The sequence below is a fragment of the Chitinibacter sp. ZOR0017 genome (assembly GCF_000799095.1).
In the GTDB taxonomy this organism is placed as follows: Bacteria; Pseudomonadota; Gammaproteobacteria; order Burkholderiales; family Chitinibacteraceae; genus Chitinibacter; species Chitinibacter tainanensis.
Genome location: NZ_JTLG01000013.1, coordinates 67,511 through 78,498, shown reverse-complemented (window position 1 = coordinate 78,498; position 10,988 = coordinate 67,511). Strand labels below are relative to the sequence as shown.

At 54.0% G+C, this 10,988-nt stretch carries 12 protein-coding genes; 5 read left to right on the top strand and 7 right to left on the bottom strand.

Translation table 11 applies throughout. The features are described from left to right. Positions 1-701: tRNA-dihydrouridine synthase (locus L991_RS03925; RefSeq protein WP_197053795.1), on the bottom strand; the 701-nt coding region annotated here is incomplete at its 3' end. A gap of 119 nt (positions 702-820) precedes the next feature. Here L991_RS03925 and L991_RS03920 point away from each other — a divergent pair. From L991_RS03920 to dapD, 5 genes are all read left to right on the top strand, one after another. Further along, positions 821-1,408, top strand: coding sequence for a LexA family transcriptional regulator (locus L991_RS03920; RefSeq protein WP_047392466.1), 588 nt, complete (start codon positions 821-823; stop codon positions 1,406-1,408). A gap of 64 nt (positions 1,409-1,472) precedes the next feature. Continuing rightward, positions 1,473-2,300 carry an NADPH-dependent 7-cyano-7-deazaguanine reductase QueF gene (gene queF / locus L991_RS03915; protein ID WP_047392509.1) on the top strand — a complete coding sequence of 276 codons (828 nt, stop codon included), beginning with the start codon at positions 1,473-1,475 and terminating at the stop codon, positions 2,298-2,300. Between the two features lie 15 nt (positions 2,301-2,315). After that, positions 2,316-2,846 (top strand): peptide-methionine (S)-S-oxide reductase MsrA, encoded by a 531-nt coding sequence (msrA, locus tag L991_RS03910; RefSeq protein WP_047392464.1) that lies wholly within the window; start codon positions 2,316-2,318, stop codon positions 2,844-2,846. 88 nt (positions 2,847-2,934) lie between these two features. After that, positions 2,935-4,140, top strand: a complete 1,206-nt coding sequence (gene dapC, locus L991_RS03905; protein ID WP_047392461.1) for a succinyldiaminopimelate transaminase — start codon at positions 2,935-2,937, stop codon at positions 4,138-4,140. 52 nt (positions 4,141-4,192) lie between these two features. Then, on the top strand, positions 4,193-5,014 hold the full coding sequence (dapD, locus tag L991_RS03900) for a 2,3,4,5-tetrahydropyridine-2,6-dicarboxylate N-succinyltransferase (RefSeq protein WP_028449355.1): 822 nt from the start codon (positions 4,193-4,195) through the stop codon (positions 5,012-5,014). 148 nt (positions 5,015-5,162) lie between these two features. Here dapD and rpoS read toward each other — a convergent pair whose 3' ends face one another. From rpoS to L991_RS03870, 6 genes are all read right to left on the bottom strand, one after another. Continuing rightward, positions 5,163-6,131 (bottom strand): RNA polymerase sigma factor RpoS, encoded by a 969-nt coding sequence (rpoS, locus tag L991_RS03895; RefSeq protein WP_047392458.1) that lies wholly within the window; start codon positions 6,129-6,131, stop codon positions 5,163-5,165. Between the two features lie 3 nt (positions 6,132-6,134). Next, positions 6,135-7,148, bottom strand: coding sequence for a peptidoglycan DD-metalloendopeptidase family protein (locus L991_RS03890; protein WP_047392455.1), 1,014 nt, complete (start codon positions 7,146-7,148; stop codon positions 6,135-6,137). 133 nt (positions 7,149-7,281) lie between these two features. Next, complete coding sequence (locus L991_RS03885; RefSeq protein WP_197053796.1) at positions 7,282-7,911, bottom strand: protein-L-isoaspartate(D-aspartate) O-methyltransferase; 630 nt, start codon at positions 7,909-7,911, stop codon at positions 7,282-7,284. A gap of 17 nt (positions 7,912-7,928) precedes the next feature. After that, on the bottom strand, positions 7,929-8,675 hold the full coding sequence (gene surE / locus L991_RS03880) for a 5'/3'-nucleotidase SurE (RefSeq protein ID WP_047392450.1): 747 nt from the start codon (positions 8,673-8,675) through the stop codon (positions 7,929-7,931). A 58-nt stretch (positions 8,676-8,733) separates the two neighbouring features. Further along, positions 8,734-9,615: a DMT family transporter gene (locus L991_RS03875; protein ID WP_231550477.1), complete on the bottom strand. Its 882-nt coding sequence runs from the start codon at positions 9,613-9,615 to the stop codon at positions 8,734-8,736. A 104-nt stretch (positions 9,616-9,719) separates the two neighbouring features. Beyond that, entirely contained in the window at positions 9,720-10,862 is a 1,143-nt protein-coding gene (locus tag L991_RS03870; protein ID WP_047392445.1) for an aromatic ring-hydroxylating dioxygenase subunit alpha, read from the bottom strand. Between the last annotated feature and the right edge of the window lie 126 nt (positions 10,863-10,988).

Here is a 10,988-nt window from a genome sequence, read left to right as displayed (position 1 = left end):
AGCGCCAAGCCGGGATTGGCCACAATGCCGCGTCCCAACATCACGTCGGTGCATTCCGAAATCGCTAGGCAGCGTTTTAAATCGTCGACGGTCCAGATTTCCCCATTGGCCACCACATTAAACTTCACGGCCTGGCGGATTAAAGCGATGTGCTCCCAGTAGGCCGGCGGTTTATAGCCTTCAACTTTCGTCCGAGCATGTACCACCACTTCTTGGGCTCCTGCACTTTCCATGGCTTGCGCACATTCAATAGCTGGCGATTTATCTTCATAGCCCAAACGCATTTTTGTGGTAACAGGGATATGCGCCGGGGTGGCATCCCGTACAGCTTTGACAATCTGATAGATAAGTTCAGGTTCATTGAGCAAGACGGCGCCGCCGCGGTGGCGATTCACCGTTTTGGCCGGGCAGCCAAAATTCAGATCAATCCCAAACGGGTTGTAGCTCGCTAATCTGGCTGCGTTGGCACCTAACATAGCCGGGTCAGAGCCCAGTAGCTGTACTTTCACGGGCACGCCGCAGGCAGTCTGACTTTGGGTGAGGATTTCGGGGGCAATCCGTTCAAAGGTGTGCCCGGGCAATACGCTGCCACTGACCCGCACAAATTCGGTTACGCATTCATCAATTCCGCCAGCGCGAGTAATCACGTCGCGTAATACGCAATCGAGCAGGCCTTCCATGGGCGCAAGCAAAATCCGCACAGCTGTATTTCCACATTCGCAAATCAATAGCGCAGTTTACCAGATTGACCGCCGAGGCGCTTGACAGCGGAACGATCGTTCAATAACCTAACAGAACGAATGTTCCATAAGGTGCCGCCATGGCCAATCCAAATCGCGACCACGAATATCTGGGCAAACTGCAGGATTATTACAGCGAATATCGCAGTCTCCCCTCTTACGCTGTTATTGGCGAACTGCTGGGTATGGCCTCGAAATCCGCGGTTTCAGCGCTCGTTAAGCGCCTTACCCTGGCGGGGTATCTGGAAATGACGCCGGACAAACGCCTTGCGCCCACCAAGCGGTTTTTTGAGCGCGAGTTGGCCGATTTTAATGTGCCAGCGGGCTTACCCGCTGCCGCCAATGATGCGATGAGCGAAGCGATTTCACTTGACGAATATCTGATGCCGCGCCCTTCCAATTCAATTTTGATCAAGGTGCGCGGCGATTCGATGATGAATGCCGGCATTTATGATGGCGATCTAGCCGTCATTGAAAAACGCCATGCCGCGCATGTTGGCGACTTGGTGGTGGCCGTAGTCGATGGCGAATACACCTTGAAAGAGTTGGGGCGCGATAAACAGGGCTATTACCTGATTCCGCACAACCCTGATTTTGCCATTATTCGCCCCAGCGAAAGCCTAGAGATTTACGGCGTGGTGGTTGGGCTGATGCGTAAATACCGCTAAACAGCGCTGCATGTGTGCCTCGCTCCCGTTAAAATCATGCTTTGCTGATCAAAAAGGCTCGCCTGTGTCTGACGTTAACGCTTCGCCCTTGGGCAAAACAGTTTCCTACATCACCGAATATGCGCCCGAGTTGCTGTTCCCCATCCCGCGCAGCGGTAAGCGCGCCGAGATTGGCATCACCAGCGCCCTGCCTTTTTTTGGCTTTGATTATTGGAATGCCTACGAGGTGTCGTGGCTCAATCTGCGCGGCAAACCGCAGGTCGCACTGGTCAGTTTTCAAATTCCGGCTGACAGCTCAAATATTGTTGAGTCTAAGTCGTTTAAGCTTTATCTCAATAGCTTTAACCAGACCAAACTCGCTGATAGTGAAGCGTTGCTTGCGCTGCTAAAGCAAGATATTGGTACGGCTGTGGGAGCGAATATTCAGGTTAAATTGATCGAAACCGAACGGTTTGCCGAGCAAAAAATTGTTGAACTGCCCGGTTTTTATCTCGACAACCTCGATATCGAGGTGAGTGATTATTCACCCCAGCCCAATCTCTTGCGCTGTGATGCCTCCACCACCACGGTGACCGAAACCCTGTGTTCCAATTTGCTCAAATCCAATTGCCTGGTCACCGGCCAACCCGATTGGGCTAGCGTCCAGATTCAATACACGGGCCAGCCAATTAATCGTGAAAGCTTGTTGCGCTACCTGATTTCATTTCGCAACCACAATGAGTTTCACGAGCAGTGCGTCGAGCGTATTTTTGTCGATCTGCAACAGGCCTGCAAACCATTAAAACTGGCGGTATACGCTCGCTATACCCGCCGTGGTGGACTAGATATCAATCCTTATCGGGCTAATTTCAATGCCGATCTGCCGCTCAACGTACGTACTGCACGGCAATAAAATCAGGAGAATCTGATGGCAACAAGCGCAACAGCAATTTTGGCCGGCGGCTGCTTCTGGTGTCTGGAAGCAGTTTTTCAGCGTGTACGCGGGGTGAGTGCGGTTCAGTCTGGATACATCGGGGGGTATGTGTCTGAACCCAGCTATCAGGCTGTTTGTACCGGCAATACCGGTCATGCCGAAGCCGTTATGATCAGTTATGATCCTGAAGTGGTGAGCTACACCACCTTACTAACGGTGTTTTTTGCGATTCACGACCCTACTACGCTCAATCGCCAAGGGCATGATGTCGGCAGCCAGTATCGTTCTGCTATCTTTTATCAAGACGAAACTCAGGCCGAGCTGGCCCGTGCGGCCGTCGCGGTAGCACAAGCTGATTGGCCGGCGCCAATCGTGACCGAGATTGTGGCAGCAACCGAGTTTTACCCCGCGGAGATCGAGCATGCCGATTACTACAATCAGCATCCATTTCAGCCGTACTGCATGGCCGTGGTCGGGCCGAAAGTGCAGAAATTTATGCATCGTTTTAACGAATTACTCGCCTAAAACGGCTCGATTTCTTCGGTGGTGCGCGCCGCAAGGGCGCACCAATCCGCTATAATTGCGGCTTTCCCTTACTTTGCCCGTGCCATTTATGTCACCGCGCCTCGAGCTGCTCCACCCCTACCCGTTTCAAAAATTGCGTCAGCTATTTGCTGGTATTAAACCCACTGCGGCACTGTCCCACATCAATTTATCGATCGGCGAGCCTAAACATCCTGCGCCACAATTGGTGAAAGATGCGCTGCTTAATCACGTGGCGGGTTTATCCAGCTATCCGGCCACATTGGGCTCGGATGAACTGCGTGAGAGCATCGCGGATTGGGCGAAAGCGCGGTATGGTTTGGTGGCTCTGAACCCGGCCACCGAGGTCTTGCCGGTGAACGGTAGCCGCGAGGCCTTGTTTGCCTTCGTGCAGGCGGTGATTGATACCAGTGCGGGCGCGCAGCCCGTGGTTCTGTCCCCTAACCCGTTTTATCAGATTTATGAAGGTGCGGCGCTCTTGGCAGGCGCAGAGCCTTGGTATGTCAATTGCGTGGCAGAAAATCGCTTCCAGCCCAATTGGGACTCCGTACCCGCCGAGGTTTGGGCACGGACTCAGGTAGTTTTTGTTTGCTCACCGGGCAACCCGACTGGTGCGGTGGCATCGCTGGCTGATTGGGAGCGGCTATTTGCGCTTTCTGACCAGTATGGTTTTGTGATTGCTTCGGATGAGTGTTATTCGGAAATCTATTTTGGTGAAGAAAAACCGCTCGGAGGCCTGGAAGCTGCACAAAAACTTGGGCGCGATTACCGTAATCTGGTGATGTTCTCGTCGCTGTCCAAACGCTCGAACGTGCCAGGGATGCGTTCGGGCTTTGTGGCCGGCGATGCGCAAATTTTGGCTAAGTTTTTGCTGTATCGTACCTACCATGGTTGCGCAATGAGCCCGATGGTGATGGCCGCCAGTGCCGCAGCCTGGCGCGATGAGGCGCATGTGATTGAAAACCGCGCGCAATACACGGCTAAATTTGCGGCGGTGACCGAGCGCCTGGCTTCGGTGTTAGAGGTTGGTTTGCCGGATGCAGCGTTTTATTTGTGGGCCAAGACTCCGATCGATGACGAAGACTTTGCCGCACGCCTATTTGCCGAGCAGCACGTCACCGTTTTACCCGGCTCATATCTAGCCCGTGAGGCGCATGGAGTGAACCCGGGTAAAGGCTACGTGCGCATTGCGCTAGTCGCGCCACTGGATGAATGTGTCGCCGCTGCGGAGCGGATTGTTGCGTTCTGTCAGCAATGGAAAACTGCGGCTGTTTAAAATTTTTGTTTCAGAGTGAGCAACCAGCACTCGTTTTTTTGAGAGAGTTCAGATGAGTAATTTGCAAACTGTTATTGAAACCGCGTTTGAAAACCGCGCCGATATCACCCCCAGCAATGTATCCGCCGAGCTGCGTGATGCCATCAATGAAGTGATCAACGCGCTGGATAAAGGCCAGCTGCGTGTTGCGGAAAAAAATGGAGGCGAATGGATCACCAATCAATGGGTGAAAAAGGCCGTTTTGCTGTCATTCCGGATCAATGACAATGTGGTGCTCGATGGTGGCTGCACCAACTATTTCGACAAAGTACCTAGCAAATTTGCTGATTACACCGAAGCGGATTTCCGCGCCGGCGGTTTCCGCGTGGTGCCCAATGCGATCGCGCGTAAAGGCTCGTTTATTGCCAAAAACGTGGTGCTGATGCCCTCCTATGTCAATATCGGCGCTTTTGTCGATGAAGGCACGATGGTTGATACTTGGGCCACTGTGGGCTCTTGTGCCCAGATCGGTAAAAACGTGCATCTGTCAGGTGGCGTGGGTATCGGCGGTGTACTGGAGCCGCTGCAAGCCGGGCCGACCATCATCGAAGACAATTGCTTTATCGGCGCTCGCTCGGAAGTGGTAGAAGGTGTAATCGTCGAAGAAGGCTCGGTGATTTCAATGGGCGTCTACATTGGCCAATCTACCCGCATTTATGACCGCGAAACTGGCGAAGTGAGCTACGGCCGCATTCCAGCCGGCTCGGTAGTGGTATCAGGCAATCTGCCAAGTGCCGATGGCAAATACAGCCTGTATTGCGCTGTAATCGTGAAAAAGGTTGATGCTAAAACACGCTCTAAAGTTGGTATCAACGAGTTGCTGCGCGGTATCTAATACGCCATAGGGGTATATGGCCGCAAAGCAGGTTGGCCAGCTGTTCAGCGATATACCCCCTTGTTAAAAAGCCAGTCAACTGACTGGCTTTTTATTTCTGCGGTGCTCACCATGGACGATTATGGCTGAGCATTAGCATTGAGTGCAGCTAGAGCACAACTTCACGCGTTACCCCATAGCGCCGTAAGATGCGCCGCAGTTGATCCAGGGCCTCGATCTGGATCTGGCGTACCCGCTCCCGTGTCAGACCTAGACTGGCGGCCAGGTCCTCTAAAGTACAGATCTCATAGCCATTCAGGCCGTAGCGGCGCTCAATCACCATGCGTTGCTTTTCATTTAGCTGCTTCATCCATTCGCGTACATAGCGCTCGACTTCGGCATTTTGCAGCGTCGATTCGGGGCCATCATGCTGATCATCCGGGATTGACTCACCAATGGTCAGCATCGGGTCAATATCCAAGGGCGCATCCAGTGAGGCCACCCGCTCATTTAGCCCCATCACGCGGCGCACATCTTCGACATCTTTACCCAGCAGATGGGCAATATCTTCAATGCTTGGGTCGTGCCCGAGTGTGGCCTCTAGATGGCGTTGCGCGCGCAGATAGACGTTCAACTCTTTAATCACATGCACCGGCAAGCGGATGGTGCGGGATTGATTCATGATCGCGCGCTCGATGCTTTGGCGGATCCACCATGTGGCGTAGGTCGAGAAGCGAAAGCCACGTTCTGGGTCGAATTTTTCCAGCGCATGCATCAAGCCGATATTCCCTTCCTCGATCAGATCAAGCAAGGTCATGCCACGGTTGATGTAGTGCTTGGCGATGTTCACCACTAAGCGCAGATTGTGCTCAATCATTTTTTGCCGCGCCGCAAAATCACCCTTCACCACTTGCCGAGATAATTCGCGCTCTTCATCCGGAGTGAGCAGTTTACACTGGCCGATTTCATTCAGATAAATCTGCGTGACATCACCGGTGCTTTCGCTGGTGTAGCGTTCGGTTTCTTCCTTGGCTTCGCTGTCGAGGTCCTCGCTGTCCTCGCCCAGTTGCGCTTCTTCATCCAGTGTTTCAACTTCGTCGATGAGGTCTTGCTCAATGGCTTCGATCTGTTCGCTCATGGTCTATTCTGTCGCGATGAATTTCGCCGGATCGACGGGCTTGCCTCCTTTGCGGACTTCGAAGTGCAATTTCACTTGATCAGCATCGGACTTGCCCATTTCGGCGATCTTTTCACCTTTTTTAACGACATCTCCCTCTTTAACTAGCAATTTATCGTTATGAGCATAGGCCGTCAGATAACCATTGCTGTGCTGCAATATGATCATCTTGCCATAGCCGCGCAATCCGGCGCCCGCGTAAACTACCTTTCCTTGTGCTGACGCAACAATAGATTGCCCAAGTTTTCCTGCAATATCAATGCCTTTGCTTTCTTCACTGAACTTGCGGATCACTTTTCCGCTGGTTGGCATGCCAAACTCGGTGCCGTTGGTATTGCTTTGCGTCGCAGATGATGCCACTGAAGCCGCAGCTTTATTAGGGTTTGGTGTTGAATTTGCGACAGCAGAAGCAGCAACTGGTTTTGTTATAGATGCTGTCGCGGAGCTTGCAACTGCTTGTTGTTTTGTTGCAACTGTGTTGCCGTCGGCCAATTTGGCGACTTGGCTGGCTGCTTGAGGGCTATAGACTTCCTTGACGGCTTTGGGATGCGTTTTGGTGATGGCCGGCGTATTGCTACCGACCGGCGGCTGTGGTGTCACGAGGGTTTGTGCCTTACTCGGTGCTGCATCTTGCAGCGGCGTCACGGTGACGCCACCCTCGCCCAATGGCGCTGCGACTACTAGCACCTGGCCAATTTTGATGCCACTGTCGCTGAGCTGATTCCAGCGCTGCACCTCAGCGGTGGTCACCCCATACAGCGTGGCAATCCGGTAGAGCGTATCGCCCTTTTGAACGGTATGCGTTTTATTACCCATTTGCGCCGGAGATGGTGTCGCTACTGCGGCTATGGGGGTGGCTACGGGGGCAGGTTGCGGCGTTTGCTGGCCGTCAATAATCGGGGCTGGGCTGGTGCGTGGGCTGGCGCAGGCGGCCAATAGAGTACTTAGCAAGACAATCAGCAAGGATGGGACGCGCACGTCATCTCTCCGCAAAAACAAATGAGGGCCTCGCTGCGCGGTGCGCAGACGATCCGAAAGGCATTAGTTTACACGGCAGCTATGGAGAAACGGCAGGTAATTATCAGCATCCTGTTGCGATGCAACGGGCTAATCAGGCAATACCCGGCAGCAAAGGCACAAAATTGACTTTTTCGAGCCGACTTTCAAACAGCTCTTGCCCACGGCGCTCGATCATGCGCAGCTCTTGTTGCTGGCTGCCCACCGGGAATATCAGCCTGCCGCCTTCGCTCAGCTGTGCACTTAGGTTCTCTGGCACGATGGGCGCCGCGGCGGTAATCACAATGGCATCAAATGGTCCCAGCTCAGGCAGGCCAGGCAAACCATCAGCATGGCGCAGGCGGGCATTATGAATACCTAAGCCACTCAAACGCTCGCGTGTTTGGCGTACCAAGCCGCCAATGCGTTCAATGCTGTGCACGGTTTTAAAGAGTTTTGCGAGCACCGCAGTCTGGTAGCCGCAACCGGTGCCAATTTCTAATACCTGCTGCCGCTGTGGCACTTGCGCTGCCAGCTCGCTCATGCGCGCAACGATATAAGGCTGGGAGATCGTTTGCCCAAAGCCGATCGGCAATGAGGTGTCGTCATAGGCTTTGTGCGATAAAGCTTCATCCACAAACTGATGCCGCGGGATCTGGCCGATGATCGCCAGCACGGTTTCATCGGCTATGCCTTGCTGGCGTAAACGTTCGACCAAGCGCGCCCGCGTGCGGGCCGAGGTCATCCCGCTGCCGTGACTGATCATGAATGACTCAGCCATGTCTCGACCTGCCCAAGCTGGGTATGATTGGTAAGATCAATCTGCAACGGGGTTACCGACACATACCCCGCCTCAACAGCAGCAAAATCCGTACCATCGCTGGCATCGGCTACCTTGCCGATGGGCCCCACCCACCAGATGGTATCGCCACGCGGATTGGCGCTGCGGATCACCGGTGCAGATTTGTGGCGGCGCCCAAGGCGAGTGATGCGAATGCCACGCAATTGCTCATACGGCAGATCAGGGACATTCACATTCAGTAAGATCGGGCCAGTTAATGGCTTGGCTTTAAAACGCTGCACCAACTCGCGGGCGATTTTGGCGGCGGTTTCAAAATGTTGGGGATTGTGCGAAGCCAGTGAAATGGCCATGGCCGGAATGCCTAGCAAAAAACCTTCCGTGGCGGCCGCGACGGTACCTGAATAAATCGTATCGTCGCCCATATTGGGGCCATGGTTGATGCCGGACACCACCATGTCGGGCAGTTCGGCCATCAGCCCGGTGGCGGCTAGATGCACGCAATCGGTGGGCGTACCGTTGACGTAATGAAACCCTGACGGCGCAACCCGTACTTGCAAGGGGCGATCCAGTGTGAGGGAGTTGCTCGCGCCGCTGCGATCACGTTCGGGCGCACAAACTAAGGCGTCGCCTTCTTCGCCCAATGCCATGGCCAAAGCGGCGATGCCAGGGGCGAAATAACCATCATCATTACTTAACAGAAAACGCATCAAAACCTCTCTCTTGATCGCATTCTAATATGATCCGGACATGCCGCAAACAAGCGCTTTATTGCCGTTGCAGTCGTGTAGCACCTGCCCAGATCCCTGCCAGTACGATGATCAGCATCCCCAGAAGCGAGAGGCTGTTGCCCGCCTCGCCCCACCATAGCCAAGTAAACAAGGTTGAAAACACCACGGTGAGATAGGCAAGGCTCACTACCACCAGCGAACGTCCTTTGCGATAAGCGCGGGTCATGGCCAGTTGGGCGAGCGTGGCGGCAATGCCCATGGCCAGCAAAATGCTGGCTTCGTGCCAGTTGGGCTGATGCAAGGGCTGGCTTTGTAGCAGCATCCATGCCCCGGCCCCTACGGTTGAAACCAGCGAGAAATAAAACACTGTCCGCCACTCGGGCTCGCCGCTTTTGCCTAGTTCACTGACGCCCAGATAGGCAATACTCGCCAGCATGCCCGAACCCAGCCCCATTAGCCCGGCCAGCCACGCCTGACTATTGAGGGTGGGTTGCAAGAGTAGCGTCACCCCCAGAAAACCCAGCCCCACGCTTGCGGCCTGCTGCCACTGTGGCCAGGCGCGCCGATGCAGACTCAAGACCAATACAAAGAAAATGGGCGAGGTGTAATTAAGCGTGACTGCGGTTGCCAGCGGCAGGTGGCCGATGGCGTAGAAATACAGCATGAGCGCCAAAAAGCCGGAGATGCTACGCGTTAAATGCAGGCGTAGCTGAGGGCCGACCACTTTTAGCGTTTGCCCTTGCGGCAGCACCACGGCGGCAATACCCAGCAAGCCGGCTGCGCAGCGATAAAACACCAGCTCCGCGGTGCTAAATTGGGCGCTACCCAATTTGACAAAAACACCCATGATGGCAAATGACAGGCCGGCGAGCACCATCCAGAATGGGCCGGATTGTTTACAACGTTCAAATAAAGACAAAATACATCCTGGGGTATATGCCTGTGATGATCAAATGATCGAGCTTTGCAGGCAATACCCTCTAAAGCAACAAGGCAGCTTGCGCTGCCTTGTTGGGGTTAAGCTTACATCGCTAAGCGGTCGATGGCCTCGCCCAGCTCCCGGCGCAGGAACTGATGAAAATGGCGCATGCCATCTTCCATTGGGCTTTGATAAGGCCCGACTTCATTGCGGCCAGCCTTAAACAGCGCGGTACGGCCTGCTTCCATCCGGTTGATGATTTCCACATCTTCCACCGCCGTTTCGGCGTAGGCGGCCTGCTCGGCGGCGACAAACTCCGGCTCGAAGTAGGCAATGTCTTCTGGGTAATAAAATTCCACCACGTTTTTATAGCTACGTGGCCCGGTTGGAATAATGGTAGAGATCACCAAAGTATGCGGATACCACTCCACCGTGATATTGGGGTAGTAAGTCAGCCAGATCGCGCCATATTTCGGGTTTTTACCCGCTTCATAGCGTTTAACCTGCTTGCTCCACTCATCATAAATTTTCGAGCCGGGGCGCGATAATTCGTGGTGCACACCTACCGTTTGCACCGAATACCAGTCACCAAATTCCCAGTTCAGCTCGTTGCATTCAACAAAGCGGCCCAGCCCTGGGTGAAATGGCACCACGTGGTAGTCTTCCAGATACACCTCGATAAAGGTTTTCCAGTTGCCTTGGTATTCATCTACCTGCACGCTGTGCAAGACATACTTGGAAAAATCCAGGTCTTTGCGCACGCCAAGGTTTTTCAAATCGCCCTCGATGTCGCGGCCATTGTTTTCAAACAGCAGGCCATTCCAGTGGGTGAGCTCGGTTTGAGGTAAATGCAGGCACGGGTTGGCGCTAAAGTGCGGCGCACCAACCAACTGGCCGTGCTGGTCATATGTCCAGCGATGCAGCGGGCAGACCGTATGGCTGGCATTGCCACGCCCACTGAGCATTTCGGCTTGGCGATGGCGGCACACATTGGAAAAGAGTTTCACGCCTTGGTCGGTGCGTTTCAGATAGCGCGCGCCATGCGAAGCTTCGAGGACGTGATAGTCATTCAGATTGGGCACCATCAGTTCGTGGCCAATATAGCGTGGGCCTTGTGCGAACAGGGTTTCCATTTCGAGCTGATACAGCTGCTCATCAAAATAGGCGGCAACTGGCAGCGGTGAAGTTAAATCCAGCTCGGCCATTTTACGTGCAATGGCGTTGGTAGCTGTAGCCAGATTGGACATGTCCAATACCCCCTGGGCTAGAAGGTCTTGCCACTTTGTGCAGTCAAAATGCGCTGCAACGATGGGTGGGCAAGCCATCAAATCAATCAATTGCCAAAGTAGCGCGGCTACTTCAGCCCGAAAAGG

Bases quoted from the DNA above. Each gene is read 5' to 3' on its own strand.
- L991_RS03870 (WP_047392445.1), bottom strand. From the start codon at position 10,862: ATGTCCAATCTGGCTACAGCTACCAACGCCATTGCACGTAAAATGGCC.
- L991_RS03920 (WP_047392466.1), top strand. From the start codon at position 821: ATGGCCAATCCAAATCGCGACCACGAATATCTGGGCAAACTGCAGGAT.
- dapD (WP_028449355.1), top strand. From the start codon at position 4,193: ATGAGTAATTTGCAAACTGTTATTGAAACCGCGTTTGAAAACCGCGCC.
- L991_RS03885 (WP_197053796.1), bottom strand. From the start codon at position 7,911: ATGACCTCGGCCCGCACGCGGGCGCGCTTGGTCGAACGTTTACGCCAG.
- surE (WP_047392450.1), bottom strand. From the start codon at position 8,675: ATGCGTTTTCTGTTAAGTAATGATGATGGTTATTTCGCCCCTGGCATC.
- msrA (WP_047392464.1), top strand. From the start codon at position 2,316: ATGGCAACAAGCGCAACAGCAATTTTGGCCGGCGGCTGCTTCTGGTGT.
- rpoS (WP_047392458.1), bottom strand. From the start codon at position 6,131: ATGAGCGAACAGATCGAAGCCATTGAGCAAGACCTCATCGACGAAGTT.
- dapC (WP_047392461.1), top strand. From the start codon at position 2,935: ATGTCACCGCGCCTCGAGCTGCTCCACCCCTACCCGTTTCAAAAATTG.